Here is a 14,985-nt window from a genome sequence, read left to right on the forward strand (position 1 = left end):
CCTTAGCCTTTGGCCAGCTCTTTGGCCTGCTCAACCCACTCGGGCTTCACTTTGATTGCTTCGATACCAGCAATGTCGTCTTCGGACAAGGCTGCGATCTGGGCAAAGCTGGTGAGGCCTGCTTCTGCCAGTTTCTTGGCAGCTGCGGGGCCGACGCCGGTCAGCTGGGTCAGGTCGTCCGATGCAGCAGCGTCAGCAGCAGGAGCGGCTTTGGCAGCAGCTTTCGGAGCGGATTTGGTTGCACCCGATGCCAGGATCTCGGTGATCCGGACCAGGGTCAGTTTCTGACGGTGGCCTTTGGTGCGCTTGGAGGAGTGCTTCCGGCGGCGCTTCACAAAGTTGATCAGCTTTTCGCCTTTGATCTGGTCGATCACTTCTGCCTTCACGGCAGCGCCTTCCACCAGCGGAGCGCCCACAACGGGTGCGTCGCCGCCAAGCATCAGAACTTCGTCGAACTGGATGGTGTCGCCAGCATCTGCAGCAAGTTTTTCAACGCGGAGCACGTCGCCCGCCTGAACCTTGTACTGCTTGCCGCCAGTCTTGAGGACCGCAAACATGTGCGTCTTTCCTTTTCTTACCGCGTCCTACGGCCCCCTCGCGGGCGTTCCGGCTGATGCCGCCTCGAACAGCGCGCCCCTGTGCAGGGCGGATTACAAGTGAATCCCGGCGCGCGGATTCCGGGCCGGGATGCGGGCTTATGGTTCGGAATGCCGGGGCTGTCAACCGTTTTCCACAGGTTGTATCAGCAGCTTGCCGGGTCAGATATCCTGCCCCGGTGTCAGCTCAGCCATGCGGTGCGCCAGTTCCTCGAAGCGGTTGGCGGTGATTTCATACTGCACCGCATTCAACAGCTCGTAAACCCGCTGCATCGGCGCCTCCTCCAGCGCCTCGACGTAAGCCTCGACCTCTGCGTCGGTGAATTCCTGATAGGTATAGGCAGAGGCCGCTAGGCTGGATGCCTGCAGGCTGAGGCGCAAGTCGCTCTCCTGCTCCTTCATCAGCGCCCGCAAGCCATCGGCGTCCAGCTCCAGTTCAATCACGCCGGCCGCAGCGGCCGCCATCAGAAAGCGAAACTGGATTTGCTGAAGCGCCCGCACGCCGGTGCCGGCCGCATCAATGGCCGATCCCATCCGCTGGTACATGGCGACGCGCTCGCTGCCCTCCTTGACCAGACCGGAGATGATCCGGTTGCCGGCCAGCTGCTTTACCTCGTCATCCTCCACCATATGTGAGGCGTTCTCCGCCCGCACCAGCCGCTTGCCTAGATCGCTGGCGTAAAAGGCCGCAGCGTGATCCAGCGCCTCGTCATCCAGCGTGTTCTCCAAAATCTCCACGGCCTGCCCGCGCATTTCCCGGGTGTCAAACACGTCCTCGGACAATTTGGTCCACTGGCTGCCGAAGGCTCCTGTGTCGACACCCAGCATTTCCGGCGCGCTGGAGGCGGACAGTGCGATGCTGTCGAGCGCCACATCAAATCCTGTCACTTCCAGAAACGCCTCAACCCGCTCCCGGTCGGCTGCCAGCGCCGGCAGCGGAACGGCGGCAATGGCGAAACACAGCACGGCAAGAAAACGCATAAGCACGGCGGGGGTCGGAGCGATCATCTGCATAGGGCAAATCTAGGCAAAAACCTTTGGCTGGCAACGGATTTCCGGCTTTTTTTGTCAAAGGCGCATTTCGCCCCTTGCGCCGGTCCGGAATCAACATTAAACCGCGCCTCACCCCCCGCGGAGAGGTGCCGGAGTGGTCGAACGGGGCGGTCTCGAAAACCGTTGTGGGTGCAAGCCCACCCAGGGTTCGAATCCCTGTCTCTCCGCCATTATCCCCCTGAGATCGCTGCAAAATTTGCCCTATTCAAGGCCAAGGAACCCCTCTTCTGTTTCCTGAGCTTCGGGCCAATAGTGTCATACTATGACACCTTTTGCGGCTTCCGGGTATGCCGACTATGCCCCCTTAGGCCGGTATCTATGCCCCTTTTCAAGACTGACAGCCCCCCCCCGAGCATGAAAATAGGGGACCCCGCAATCGCGGGATCCCCTCCTCATTTCACCCGGCATTTCTTAGCGAAATCCGTTGTCGCCATCTGCGGAAACTCGAGCCTTCTCTTCCGCGGTAAGATACCTGAGATAGTAGCGCTCTGTAGTCAGCACCGATCCATGGCCGATGTATTTCTGAACGCGATAGATGGACCAACCCTCCTTGAGGCGTTCAATGGCGAACTTGTGCCGAAGATCATGCAGCCGGGCATCGAACCCTGTTTCTTGTCCGTATTCCCAGAAGAGGTTCGACGGGTCCTTGTAATAACCGTGTTCGGTAGAGTTCCAGAAAATATAGGGAGAGACATTTGATCGAGGGATCTTCAACAGGATATCGATGGCTTGTTGCCGCAACTCAATCGCGCGAACCTTCTTCCCTTTTGTATTTCTTAACGTTGCTTTGACATTCCCTTCGACTGGGTTGTCGAGCCCCGAAACATCCGCCCAAAGCAGCAACGCCATCTCGGTAACACGACCTCCTGTAGCGTCGAGGAAACTGGGGAAATAGTGCAACGTACCCGGAGCCCGAGCTGAGAGCTTTTGAATGGCCATGTTGCTCGGAAGAGTAATGACGGGCAACACTTCCTTCATGCCCTGCTTTTCAAACAACCGGACTGGGTTTTCCTCAATCCATCCCTGATTTTTGATCGAACTCATAAGACTGGTGAACGCAGTCAAATCCCGGTTGATAGTGGAAACGGTCACTTTTTCTGCACGCCTGCGAGCGACAAATTCTGAAACGGTTGCCACCGTGATCTCTGCGGCCATTAGATCTTCTATTTCACGGTCCGCATCCTCACAGATATCAACGATAACGCGAAGAATTTGGCGGAGGCTGCTCTGATAACGCTTGCGAGTTTCACTGCCCCAGGAACTGGAGGTGAGATCGAGGGCGTTAAAAAATTTCGTAAAGCCCGCAGCGAAAGTCCAATCCAGCTCCCCCGACTCCTCCTTTCCACGGAGTTCCTTTATGCGATCCTTGGCTTTCTTCGCCGCGACTCTTTGAGAAGTTGTCCGAAGTGTTTCCCGGTGGGTGAAGCCGTCGATTTTGACGCGGAGCCACCAATACTTGCTGTTTCTCGGTTTGAAGATGTTTTTTGGTTTCTCTTCTTTGTTAGACATTTGCTGCCCTCATTTATCCAAAGTAGGGCCAGGTCATGATCGAACGTCCAGACACCGCCGTGTTTAGCGGCACCAGGAATGTTGTCGTTTGCCGCGTGCTGCGTGATTGCCCTTTTGGACAATCCAGAGAGCTTTGCGACAGCCGACGACCTGAGCCTCGGTTTCATCGTTTCGAGGACATTGGCCGTTTCCTCAGAAACCGAAATTTTGGTTTGATTGGTTTGAATGGTCATCTTGATGCTTCCGGTACGGGTTAGAGCTTGCGTAACCGGGAGCTGTGGTCGGCTCGGAAATCCGAAAAACTGGTTTGACTGGGGTTTGATTTCAGAGCGAAATGAGGCACGACCCTTCACTCAGTTCAGGCCTTTTCTCTGTATAGTTCCGTTGTGCCTGCCGCTGCCTCTGACCTGCCCCCCGCTGGTCCCTCGCTCATGAGGAGAGTCTGCGGGTTTGATTTTGGTAGTCGTCGGTTTCGGGCTTGGCAAGCGCGGCGGGCGCGGAGCCCTCAAATAGCTCAAGCGCCTGCCGCGCTTGCTTTGGCGTTCTGTTCCCCAGCGAAGAGTGGGGCCTGACGTTGTTGTAATCGTAGCGCCACAGCGCCAGCTTGCGGCGGGCATCGTCCAGGGTATCGAACAGCTCTTCATTGAGAAGCTCGTCCCGCAGGCTGCCGTTGAACGACTCGATGAAGGCATTCTGCTGCGGTTTTCCGGGGTCGATGTAATGCCAATCCACGCCGTTCCTGTCGGCCCATTTCAGGATTGCCCGGCTGGTGAATTCCGTGCCGTTGTCGCTGACAATGCAAGCGGGTTTCCCGTAGATCCGGACGAGCGCGTCCAGCTCCCGGGCAACGCGCTCTCCTGAAATGCTGGTGTCCGCGGCCAGGCACAGGTTTTCCCGGCAGCAGTCATCATTCACGGCCAGGATGCGGAATTTCCGCGACGCGCCGAAGCTATCCGCCAGGAAGTCCAGGGACCAGCGCTGGTTGGGCTGCGTGGCTTCAGGCATCGGCGTTCGCGAGCCCCGGGCACGCTTGCGGCCCCGCCGCCTCCTTACCGCAAGGCCTTCTTCGCGGTAGAGCCGGTAGAGTTTCTTGTGGTTCATGATCATGCCTTTGCGCTCAAGCAGCACGCCGATCCGCCGGTAGCCGAACCGGCGGCGTTTGCCAGCGATCTCTTTCATCTCCTGGCGGATCTCGGGATGGTCGGGCGGGCGTTCGCGCCGGACCGTCTTGGGGTCGACACCGACAAGCCGGCAGGCCCTGCGCTGCGAGATGCCGTGATCCCGCATCGCAGTGAGCGCTGCCTCTCGCCGCTCTTTCGGTGTCGTCAGCTTTTTCCCAGCAGGTCTTTCAAAACCACGTTGTCGAGCATCGTGTCTGCCAGCAGCCGCTTCAGCTTGGCATTCTCATCTTCCAGCGCCTTCAGCCGCGCGGCCTCCGTAACCTCCATGCCGCCATATTTGGACTTCAGCTTGTAAAAGGTCGCCGGGCTCAGGCCGTGCCGTCGGCACACCTCTGCTGTCGGCATCCCGGCTTCCTGCTCTTTGATCATCCCAATGATTTGCGCCTCGGTGAAACGGCTCTTACGCATTCGTCTGCTCCTACATAGGTTGGGCAGACTCTACTTCATGGTGAGGGATTTTGCGGGGGGCAGGTCACCTCCGACAAAGCCAGAGGCAGCGGCAACTTCATTTCACCCAAACCTATCGGCTATTTTCCGCGCCTGCCGGAGATCCAGCACGTGTTGGCGCGCATGCTTGAAGCATTTCCATTGCTCGATAAGGTAACGGCCCTCTCGAAGCGTCGGGCAAAGAATATCATCGCCGCTGACATCCAATCGAATGGCCCGGCTGCCATACCCTTCCCGAATGTCATTCACGTGCCGGACAATGGCCTTTTCGAGAATTTCCAGAACAGACACGTCCTGAAAATCGAAGAGGACACCGTCCTCGAGGCGTTCGAGCGTCGGCGCGATCTGGCGGAGCTTCAACTCCGGGATCTCAACTGAAGCTTCTCGCCATTCCGATACGAAGTGCCTCGCATACCGAATGGCTCGAAGAGCAGCCCGCTCCTGAGGAGATTCCGGCTCGTAACCTGTGTCGTATTGCATCTGAACCTCCCTCATGCAGCGATGTCGAAATCGAAGACTGGCAGATCAGACGCAGCATCGATGGCGCGCATGTGATCTTCCAGGCGGTCTGTCAAAAGACAGATCTCCTCAACCATCGGATCCATGGGATCGATTTCTGCGAAGAGCGCGGTTTCGAGGCGCAGCGGGTCACCAACGTATTTCAGAGTGAACAGTTCGTGCAGGGCGACGAGATCGAGACGGGCACGACGGGTCAGTTGCCGGGCCGCTCCCAGATGATCCAGCAGATATTGAACGCGATTCAGGGCCTTTCCGCCCCCCAAAACGAGGGCAGCATTCTGCAGGCCCTCATTGTTCTCGGAAAGAAAGAGAAAGAGGGCCTGAACGGCAGGTGAAGGGGATGTGTGCATAGCGCAACTCCTTGTTTGTGTTTTTGCTGCCACAAAGGACAGCTCAAGAAGGGGGCGGAGCGTCGCTGTGTTGTTCCTTTTCTGGTTTCGAATGACTTTGTTTTCTGCGCGGCCTCAACCTGAGGACTGCGCGGAAAACAAAGGTCTTCGTTCTCTTCCTGATTGCGGTTGCGGCCAGATAATCAAATTCGCCTTCGGCATCATCACCGATGCATGCCTCATTCCTTGCTTTCTTTGATCCCTGTTAGCCATGCCCGGGCCAGTTTGGCCGCATCGTCACATGCGCGATGAACCGTCGTTTCATTCGCCAGATGGCTGTACACGTCGTGCAGACGTCCTGGAGCAATCTGACCGTCCATTTCCGAAAAGGCCCACCAGACCGCACGATCAAAGTCGTCGAGCGTGATATCAGGTGCTCCACCGATGGATTGCATCAGACGGTCAAGCCAACGCTGATCGAATTCCGGCGCATCGCTGACAACGTGTTTTCCTTGGAGCTTGCCCCGAAGCCACATCGCTACGCTTTCCGCCGTCTCCGCCTCATTCAGGGCACTCCTGGGGATGCCGTGCACCTTCTCGCTTGCCGGATGCCAGTCATCCATGGACCAAGATGGCTTCGGACAGATGAGCTTGGCCTCGGCAGCAACCCGACAGTTGTCCACCCAAGCGATACCAACCTCGATGGGCCAGCTTTTGGGCGCCAGACTTGACGCTTCGAAATCAATGAAAACAGGTTCCATGGTTCTTCCTTTTCTCCGGGTTGGAGGACGCTTTTCAGCGCATTCTCACCACGAAGGATGCGCTGAAAAGCTCGCCTCCAAGCCCGTTTCAGGTGAGTTCAAAGAGCTTCAAGTTCACGCCGCCGACCATATCCTCAAAGACTTTCTGTCCTTGCAGGCGCTGCGCTTTTGCAACCATTTGGTCTTGGTAATCCGCGGCTGTCCGTGGTGATTTCTGGCCGTTGGCCGCCAGGGCCATGTCCGTTCCGGCAGCCCCCAACTCAATACCCAGAAAGGTATGCAGGATGGTGCGGGCAATATGCTCGCCGGTTCCGAAAACACTGCGCCAGCAATCAGAGATATAGTTGTAGCCCACACCAACCCCGTCGTTTCGAACGAAGAGCGGCCGATTGGACTTCAGGCAGCCGTTGCGCATCTGGTCGAGCCAGGCCTCGTCACACCCCCTGAGGATCAGTGCATCAATGAATACATTCAGCCGGGGATCAATTTCCGCGTCATAAGTCTCACCATCCTTGGACAGTGTGATGTGCAGCTCATATCGCCCTTGCCGCCACGACAGGTGCTCCCCGAATACAAGCCGTGTATCCGCCAAGCGGACCGGCAGCACAGAAAACAGCGCCAAAGCAGCGGCGGTGTTTCTCAACGCCTGGCGCGAGCGTGGGCATGTCAGGCTTTCCGCCTCCTTCAGAAAGTCCTCCGCGCGGCCGATGATCGCTACCGGCGAATATCCGGTTTTCTGCAGCTTTTCATACTTCTTCTTTGGAGCTTTGCCGGCTTGATCCTCAGCCTTTCGCAGGAGCTGCGACAAGAGCTCCTGCGCCTCCTGGTCGGCGCCGACATAGCGGGCACATTTCTTCAATGCAGAGAAAGAGGCCAGCTGTGTCGCGGCGGCCAGCCCGCGTCCACGCATGTCGCGGGTGAAGGCCTTCACTGCCTCAACCGAGATTTCCTCCGGCACCCCGGCCTTTCTGGCCGAACAGGCCAGCTGCCTCAGCTTCATTCTGTATGTCGGGATCATTTTGGGAGACGGTGCGATGACACCGTCCCCGTCAAAGCCCGCCGCCATGTCTGCCAGCGCGCTTTTCCAGTGTTCTGGCAGTTCCTCCTCCGGAATCGACACCCTGAGCTTGCGCCGCCTCGGCGCCGTGGCCGCCGGCTTCCGGGTCTGCGCCTCTTTCCGGCGGATGGCGTCGGTCAGGACGAGGATGGCGGGCTGGGCCGGGAAAACCGCCTGCATCGCCTTTTTCAAGGCGCGCAGGCGGTTGGCGGACCGATACCCGGCATCGAATGACAGGCAGTCCGAAACCGAAAGTTCCCATATCGAAGCAATCTGCCTGCCTTCAATGAAGGCGAGGAAATCATCGAGGACACGCAATTGCGGCGCGGTGATAGCCCTCATGTTCAGCCATGCGGCCAAGGGATCCCATCGCGGGTGCTGCAGGATTTCCGGAACGGTCCGGCGATCAGGTTTCTTCATGCCTTCAGCCTCGTCAGATCGAGCACGTATTTCTGCACCTCGGAGCGCTGCACACGTTTGTTGACCCAGCCATAGTTTTTCCTGGCAGTGCCGACGGTGTCGTCGAGCAGCCGCTCGAGCAGATCCCACCTTCCCGGGTTGGCTTCGATCAGCAGCGAGGCCAAGCCGTGGCGGAAATTATGCGGGGTCATCGGCAGGCCGGCAGCACGGGTTTCGCGCTTGAACCAGTCGAGAAAGGTCTCGTAGGGCAGATTGCCGTCCGCAATAATCCCGGGAAACAGGAAATCGCTGCTATCTGCACCCGGATACAGCGGACGGATCGTTTCCATGTACCATTCGATCACTTCGAGCCCGTTCAGGTTGCCGCGTTCGATCGGCGCCCAGATCTCGTTGTCGTTCTTGGTGTGCTCCGGCGACAGCGTGATTGTCGCGTGATCAGTCATCCTGCCCGGCAGGTGGAATGTGATGTTGTCGCCGCGGATCGCAAGCGCCAGCGCGTTGTCGATGCGGATCGGTGCGCCGCGGGTTTCGAGCGCGCAGACGGCCGCCACCGAACCGATGGAACGCACCTTCTCGATCTCTCTCGAGGTCATTGCTCGCCCATCCGCCGAGAATCTGTTGAGGAGCTCTTGGGCTCGGTTGCGCAGCTGCACGTGCAGGGAAAGGAAGGTCAGGGTCAGTTTCTGCGATCCAAGCAGAGTTTCACAGAAGGTCCTCGCACCGGGTGACATATGGCTGCCCTGCTTCTTTCCCTGCTTCAAAAACCGGTTGTTTGCGAGCTGCGCCTTCATCGCATCCGGCGGCAGGCCGTTGCGCACCATCACGACGTAGATGGCTTTGAGGTAGTCATGTGCCGTCCGGGCGGCGATCTTGCCGGCCCCATCCATGTTGGACGACCACCTGCGCACGACCTGGACTGCATAAGCAGGAGAAAGGAGTTCCCTCAGCCCAAGCTCCGCCACCGGATCAGCGCCTTCCGACAGGGTGCTGACAAACTTGCGCAACGCCGCTGTTTTGAAGGACTTGTCATCCTCAGAGGTCCCTTCCTCGTATCTGTCCTCGACCGGATCGTATTCTCCACGCGTCGCGTTGAGCACCCAGTCATTGATCTCAGCTGCGACGTGAGCCGGGATACCCGGCAGGATGTTGGCACGCAAAACCGCGGGTTCGGCGAACGGCTCGGGCGGAAGCAGCGGCCGAACCGAAGACAGGTACCGGAAATGATCCAGTTGCCGAAAAGCGGATTGCAGGGATTTCCATTCATTTGATCCCAAACGTGGCCGCAGCCCGCACAGCCATTCCTGGGAAATTTGGCAGGGGTCTTTGCCATGCTGCCGGGCAAGATCGGCCAGCTTCCGGATTGGGATCAGCACTTGGTGCGGATACATTGCCTCTTCGGGCATGCCGGTGAGCGGCTCCAGAGCATCGATCAGCTCCGCCCAGGCGTCTTGCCGCGCCCGGCGCTCCTGTTCTTCCTGCAGCTGCCCGGTGGCTCCTTTGATGGCGGCGGACACTTTCCGGCGCCAGGCCTTGTAGGCCTTCTCGGTCTTGAAATGCCGGGGATCAAAACCGCCCAGCGGAAAGCGTCGCTTGAATTCATCCAGATCGGCCGGAATGTCTTGCAGGTGCCGGTTCTTGTACAACTCACTGCAACGCTTGACCGGGGAGACGTAGTCTTTCTTGTCTTGCGCGATGGTCCAGTCCAGCACGTTCTGGAATGTCATCGGCGCGATGGGTATGAAAAAGCTCATGAAGGCCTCTTATCTTGTCCGCTGAATGACAAATTGGCCGTTATTCCCCAAACCGAAGCTGAAAATGACAATTAATCCTCCACTTGCCGCTGCCGAAATTTCGGGGGCGTTTGTCATTTTGTCCGCTCGGCCTGTCATCTGTCCGTTGTTCGGCCAATTCCGTGCCCAGGTGTCATTTTCGCGGAAGTGTTGCTGATGAAATGGGCATGGCGGCACCCTGCTGACAGACAAAAGAAAACCTCCTTTCCGGGTGCGGAAAGGAGGTAGGTCCCGTGGAGAGTTTCAGGAAATCCCGGTTCTGGTTCACCCCGATTTGGGTGGCGCCATGAACATGGCAGCTGCTGAGGGTGACGGAGACAATGTGACCTCGGCCTCTCTGCGTGCTGCTTTGCGCGCTCCAGTTCTTTTTGCCTGTCCCGGGATGAACGACAGGTTCTTCTGTTCCCGGCCGAAGGGCAGCTGTTCCCCCAAGAGCCAGCTTTCGATCTCTGCCGGGAAAAACAAGCGCTTTCGCGGACCAAGCTCGATATACGCCGGAATGGATTTATCCCGGTGTTCACCATTGCTGCGACGGCGCGTTGTCTTTGCGCTCTCTCCCAGCTTTGCGGCCACCTGTTTCAGCTCCGCCAATGGGTATTTTAGATCTTCCGGGTCTTTCACAATTTCGAGGTCGATACCAAGAGCAACCCAAATTCTGATCCAAGGATAGCCTGCGCCGCGCTTCGGGATGCCCATGGTCGCCATGACATCCGGTACAGCAGTGCGGTCTATCCGAAAGAATTCGGCAAGATCCTTGACCATTGCCAGATCCGGCTTCCAGTTTGGTTTGTCTGATTGTTCCATCTGCGCTCCATTTCTGGTGGGAAGATGGGTTCAGATCTGTTTTCAAGGAAATGGTTTCAGATTCGGTCTACAAAACCGCACAGGGAAGGATGGGCGGTTTGCGGACCTTCTCCGCAGGTGCGAGATCACGTGGTGCCATCTGAGGAAGCTGACATTCCGGCTTTCATTTAGTCCCATTTATTTCTGCGTCGCCGCAGGGCATCTCCGAGCCCAAACCGCTGGGTGCCGCGCAAGGAATGAACGTGTGCGAAGCGTGCAGAACGGACACTGCCATGATGGGGCCAGCCCGAAGCAACCATTGAAATCAGCGCTTTTCACCAGGGGGTGTTGAGGGCGACAGTTCAGGGCTGCCGCCTAAGTGGCAACTCTCAGCTTCGCACCAAAGCCAATCCAAGAACGCTTCCGCTCCTGCTGAGAGAGGGGCTTTCTGGAAGACGACATAGTAGCCTGAGGTTTCCACCCAAACATCTGACACTCGGACCAGAGTTCCGGCTTCTATTTCCGGGATGACCAGATCATCCCACAAAGCTACCCCCTGGCCGTCAACAACTGCTTGAACCCGACTGTTGGAGTCCGGGATCGCCAAGCTTGACCGACTGGGTTCATAAGGAAGTCCAGCCTCATCATGCCAGGCACGCCAGCCCGCATCGCCGGAGCTATCGCCAAGCAATGGAAGCCTGCGCACAGCATCTGCAATTCCCATCTTCTCAATTTGGTCGGCGACAGCTCGATTGGCAGTTGGGACTGCAGGGCAAGGCATGAGAAGTTCGCTTTTGTAGTTCGCCCAGCCGCCGAGCCCCCAGAGGATTGCCAGATCCACTCTGGCAGTCTCCAGCATCTCGATGGAATTGATCGGTTCAATTCTCAAACTGACGCCCGGATTGGCCTCAAAGAAGCGAGTGAGCCGTGGGGAGAGCCAGCGGGAAGAAAAGTAGGTCAGCGCGCCGATGTTCACGGTAGCTGACGAGACGCCGCGCAGATCCGAGATTTCCCGGTCAATCTGACCCAAGGCGAACTGAGATACATGCCACAACCTGCGCCCGGCGTCAGTCAGGGTCAGTTTGGCGTTGCCTCTTTCAAACAGCTGAAACCCAAGATCTCTCTCGAGTTTGTTGATCTGATAGCTGACCGATCCTTTGGACTGATGCACCTCTTCGGCCGCCGCCGTCATTGAGAGCCTGCGGGCGACAACATCAAAGGTCTTCAAGGCGTCATAGGAACGAAAGCGCATCTCATCTGTCTAATATTTTCGAACGGCTTGTGCAATTCATTGGGTTTGCCTCAGAGATGCCGGCCACGATAGGCCTTTGGTAATGCGTGGAGACCGTAAGCCGTCCGGCAAACACCCGCAGGTGTCAAACAATTCCAAACGGTGAACATCATGAATGCCGATCTTTCCCAATTCCGTTTCGTGGCAAAAGCTCTGCCGAACAAAGGCGCGCGTCCACGTGAACTTGCGCGGACCATGCCTGCCCATCCGCTCAGCTACATGGAGCTGCCCTATGACCCGGAATACACGCTCTACAACTCTCGCCTGACGCCGGAAGCATTGAGCACGGCTTCTGATGATGAAATGTACTGGGCCGTGCGCACCAACGTCATTTTCCGACATACTGGTGAATTGCCGATCGAAATCAGCGGCCCCGACGCCGAAACCCTGCTGAACAAGGTTTTCACCCGCAGCGTCAGCAAAGTGAAACCAGGACGCTGCACCTATCAGTTTGCCTGCTATCACGACGGCGGCATGATTACCGATGGGGTGCTGTTGCGGCTTGCGGAAGACAGATTCTGGATGGCGCAGGCGGATGGCGACCTGTTCAGCTGGTACAAGGCGCATGCCCAGGGCCTGGATGTGAGAATCCACGACCCGAATGTTTGGGTCAGCCAAATCCAGGGTCCACGCTCGCTGGAACTGCTGGCAGCTGTGCTTGACGGACCGATGCCGGACCCATTCCGCTACTTTGATTGTGCTGAGGTTTCAATTGCAGGCCAGACTTGCTGGATCAGCCGATCGGGTTTCACCAACGAGCTGGGCTGGGAGGTCTATCTGCTGCCGGATACGGATATCCCTGCAATCGGCGACAAGATCATGGAGGTCGGCGCGGCATTCGATATCCTACTGACCGGCACACCTGTTTTCCGCGCCCGGAGGATCGAGGCTGGCCTGCTGAATGCCGGATCCGATTTCGGAGCGGAGACCACACCTTTCGACGCTGGCCTTGGCGCATTCGTTGAGTTCGATGACCGCGACTTTATCGGCCGCGAGGCTCTGGAAGCCGCCGACAAATCCTGCCGTACCTGGGGGATGCGGGTAACCGGTGGTGTGGCGCAGCTTGGACGCGTCATGACAATTGATGGCAGGCCCGTCGGCCGTGTTTGTTCCTCGGGCTATTCGCCCTATCAGGGTTGCGGTGTCTGCATCGTGCGCATGGACGACCCTGCGCAGGGTCCGGGTGCGCAGGTCGATGTACTCTGCGCCGATGGGTCCACCCAGAGCGGTGAGCTCTGCACCCTGCCTATGTATGACGCCGACCGCCTGATCCCACGCGGCAAGTTGGTGGATATTCCAACCAAACCGAATGCAGCTTAGTGACCTTCATGCCCGGCGTTTCAACAGCACGCATCGGGAGTTGCGAACGAGAGGCGGCTTCGGCCGTCTCCACGCACTTTGCATTTCTACTGTTGAGGTCGTTCTCTTCCTTGGATCTTTGTGCTGCGCTGGACGTGTTGAATGAAGCTAACCTGTTTGACCAGACGCCCAGATATTCGTGGTCTCTGTTCAGTGAAGACGGAAACGCTGTGTTGGCGTCTAACGGTTTGTCCATGAATGTGGATGGTCCGATGATACCGGTCAGCAGAAGAGACACGGTGATCGTGCTGGGAGGCAATGAATACGTCGACGCATCTACTTTGCCAGTTCTGGCCTGGTTGCGAAGTGTTTCCCGGAAAGGTTCGCGCATAGGCGCGGTGGGAAGCGCTGTCTTCACCTTGGCCAAAGCCGGGATAGTTTCAAACGAACCGGTAACTGCTCACTGGAGGTACAGGGGGGCAATTGCCGAACATTGCCCAGATTTGGAGTTAGAGCAGAACATCTTCTGTATTGGCGAAAAAAGCCTGACCTGTGCTGGAGGGGCTGCGACCTTGGATATGATGTTGCAGCTGATCACTGAAAACAGTGGTAGCTGTATAGCCAGCTGGGTGGCAGACAGGCTTGTTTGCGGCTCTTATAGAACTGGGCAAGAAGAGCAGTCGGTTGCTGAATTCCTGCATACCGGAGAGCGAAATGCCAAGCTCGCAAGCGCAATCGGATTTATGCGGTCGAACTTGGAGGAACCTATTCCAGTTCAAGAAATAGCTGCCTCGGTTGGTATTTCCGTGCGGCAGCTTGAACGTCTCTTCAAGGCGTTTTTGTCTACAAGCCCAAAAGCATTCTACAGAAAACTAAGGCTCGAACATGCGCGCCGTTTACTTCATCAAACATCGTTGCCAATCATCGAAATTTCCATTGCCAGCGGCTTTAGCAGCCAATCCCATTTTTCCAGACTTTTTCGCAGGCACTTCGGCGTCTCACCTCATCAGGATGCTGCAATCTCGTTGGGCAACAGGTCCAGGAATCTATGAAGAGCCGGATTGCGTGCTTCCTTGAGCCAAACCGCCGAAATGTCGACCACTTTTTCCACATCCCGGATGCGCACAGCGCTGAGCCCGGCCCGGCGCGCACGCACAACGTTCTCTGGATAAATCAGGACACCCATGCCCAGCAGCACAAACGTAAAGAACTCATCCCGGAGATATGCGACCTGCCCGGTCTTTGGGACAAATCCCCGTTCGATGCAAAGATCCCTAACAAGGTTGGTGAATGGAAGCCAAGGCGTGTCACCGATCAGAAAAGTCTCATCACGCAACTCCACCAGATCAATCGTGTCGCGCGAGGCCAGAGGATGATGATCGGGCAGAACGACGGCGAGCCCTTCGCTCGAAATCGGCTGGCAGTTGAGAACCGGCGGCACATGCCCCATGAAATGCCAGATGAACGCGATATCGACCTGCCCATTCAGAACCAGTTCAATCTGGCGAGGGCTTGGATAGAACCGGACACCGATCTTGACCCTTGGCTGTTGCCGCCGGAAGGTCTCTATGGTTTCCGGCAGCTGACCCAAAATGGCAAAATCTGTGTAAGTGATGGCGAGGCTTCCGCGCTGTCCTTCGGCTACATCCCGGGCATTGCTTGCGATCTGATCGACCAGGTCAAAGAGCTCTCCAAGGCGTTCGTAAAACGCTTCACCGGCTTTGGTCATTTCTACTGCCTGGGTGGATCTGTCCAACAGCGAGAAACCAAGTTCGGCTTCCAGCGATTGAATGGTCTTGGACAAGGCAGGTTGCGACGTATTCAGAACCTCTGCCGCTTTCCGGAAGCCGCCGCTTTCGACGATGGTTTTGAACACCAGAAATTGGCGCAGGGTGAGATTCAAGGTGATAGCTCCAAGTTATCGCTTGATGGCGTATTGATATTATTCAA

Annotated in this window: 15 protein-coding genes and 1 tRNA gene; 4 read left to right on the forward strand and 12 right to left on the reverse strand. The window is 57.2% G+C overall.

The window, feature by feature from the left end; all coding sequences use genetic code 11:
* Positions 1-2 precede the first annotated feature (2 nt).
* A complete protein-coding gene (gene rplU, locus AC5STI_RS04295) occupies positions 3-557 on the reverse strand; it encodes a 50S ribosomal protein L21 (protein WP_475052022.1) in 555 nt (184 codons plus the stop codon).
* Between the two features lie 201 nt (positions 558-758).
* Positions 759-1,610 (reverse strand): DUF2059 domain-containing protein, encoded by an 852-nt coding sequence (locus tag AC5STI_RS04300; protein WP_495445708.1) that lies wholly within the window; start codon positions 1,608-1,610, stop codon positions 759-761.
* Positions 1,611-1,729: 119 nt separating this feature from the next.
* Between AC5STI_RS04300 and AC5STI_RS04305 the strand changes: the two genes are divergently transcribed.
* A tRNA-Ser gene (locus tag AC5STI_RS04305) sits at positions 1,730-1,819 on the forward strand.
* A gap of 241 nt (positions 1,820-2,060) precedes the next feature.
* Here the strand turns inward: AC5STI_RS04305 and AC5STI_RS04310 are convergent.
* The gene (locus tag AC5STI_RS04310; protein ID WP_495445709.1) at positions 2,061-3,158 is read right to left on the reverse strand and encodes a tyrosine-type recombinase/integrase; all 1,098 of its coding nucleotides are present in this window, start codon (positions 3,156-3,158) and stop codon (positions 2,061-2,063) included.
* Between the two features lie 35 nt (positions 3,159-3,193).
* Between AC5STI_RS04310 and AC5STI_RS04315 the strand changes: the two genes are divergently transcribed.
* Complete coding sequence (locus AC5STI_RS04315) at positions 3,194-3,415, forward strand: hypothetical protein (protein ID WP_495445710.1); 222 nt, start codon at positions 3,194-3,196, stop codon at positions 3,413-3,415.
* 172 nt (positions 3,416-3,587) lie between these two features.
* Here AC5STI_RS04315 and AC5STI_RS04320 read toward each other — a convergent pair.
* The 8 genes from AC5STI_RS04320 to AC5STI_RS04355 all read right to left on the reverse strand — a co-directional run bounded on the left by AC5STI_RS04320 (position 3,588) and on the right by AC5STI_RS04355 (position 11,697).
* A protein-coding gene (locus AC5STI_RS04320; protein ID WP_495445279.1) for an IS3 family transposase occupies positions 3,588-4,747 on the reverse strand; the annotation gives its coding sequence in 2 pieces (ribosomal slippage) (positions 3,588-4,489 and positions 4,489-4,747; 1,161 coding nt in all).
* A gap of 102 nt (positions 4,748-4,849) precedes the next feature.
* A complete protein-coding gene (locus AC5STI_RS04325) occupies positions 4,850-5,266 on the reverse strand; it encodes a hypothetical protein (RefSeq protein WP_260114573.1) in 417 nt (138 codons plus the stop codon).
* An 11-nt stretch (positions 5,267-5,277) separates the two neighbouring features.
* The gene (locus tag AC5STI_RS04330) at positions 5,278-5,655 is read right to left on the reverse strand and encodes a hypothetical protein (protein WP_495445711.1); all 378 of its coding nucleotides are present in this window, start codon (positions 5,653-5,655) and stop codon (positions 5,278-5,280) included.
* A gap of 218 nt (positions 5,656-5,873) precedes the next feature.
* Entirely contained in the window at positions 5,874-6,395 is a 522-nt protein-coding gene (locus AC5STI_RS04335; RefSeq protein WP_495445712.1) for a 3'-5' exonuclease, read from the reverse strand.
* A gap of 88 nt (positions 6,396-6,483) precedes the next feature.
* Complete coding sequence (locus AC5STI_RS04340) at positions 6,484-7,812, reverse strand: hypothetical protein (RefSeq protein ID WP_495445713.1); 1,329 nt, start codon at positions 7,810-7,812, stop codon at positions 6,484-6,486.
* A 56-nt stretch (positions 7,813-7,868) separates the two neighbouring features.
* Positions 7,869-9,623, reverse strand: coding sequence for a site-specific integrase (locus AC5STI_RS04345; RefSeq protein ID WP_495445715.1), 1,755 nt, complete (start codon positions 9,621-9,623; stop codon positions 7,869-7,871).
* 303 nt (positions 9,624-9,926) lie between these two features.
* Positions 9,927-10,466 (reverse strand): hypothetical protein, encoded by a 540-nt coding sequence (locus tag AC5STI_RS04350; protein ID WP_495445716.1) that lies wholly within the window; start codon positions 10,464-10,466, stop codon positions 9,927-9,929.
* Positions 10,467-10,770: 304 nt separating this feature from the next.
* Positions 10,771-11,697, reverse strand: a complete 927-nt coding sequence (locus tag AC5STI_RS04355; protein ID WP_495445717.1) for a LysR substrate-binding domain-containing protein — start codon at positions 11,695-11,697, stop codon at positions 10,771-10,773.
* 150 nt (positions 11,698-11,847) lie between these two features.
* Between AC5STI_RS04355 and AC5STI_RS04360 the strand changes: the two genes are divergently transcribed.
* On the forward strand, positions 11,848-13,056 hold the full coding sequence (locus AC5STI_RS04360) for an aminomethyl transferase family protein (RefSeq protein ID WP_495447724.1): 1,209 nt from the start codon (positions 11,848-11,850) through the stop codon (positions 13,054-13,056).
* Positions 13,057-13,064: 8 nt separating this feature from the next.
* Positions 13,065-14,087 carry a GlxA family transcriptional regulator gene (locus AC5STI_RS04365; protein ID WP_495447725.1) on the forward strand — a complete coding sequence of 341 codons (1,023 nt, stop codon included), beginning with the start codon at positions 13,065-13,067 and terminating at the stop codon, positions 14,085-14,087.
* On the opposite strand, the gene AC5STI_RS04370 is transcribed toward AC5STI_RS04365, so the two are convergent.
* Positions 14,042-14,938 carry a LysR family transcriptional regulator gene (locus AC5STI_RS04370; RefSeq protein WP_495445718.1) on the reverse strand — a complete coding sequence of 299 codons (897 nt, stop codon included), beginning with the start codon at positions 14,936-14,938 and terminating at the stop codon, positions 14,042-14,044. The genes AC5STI_RS04365 and AC5STI_RS04370 overlap by 46 nt on opposite strands.
* Positions 14,939-14,985 lie beyond the last annotated feature (47 nt).

The organism is Leisingera sp. CC-HEC096 (assembly GCF_059429235.1).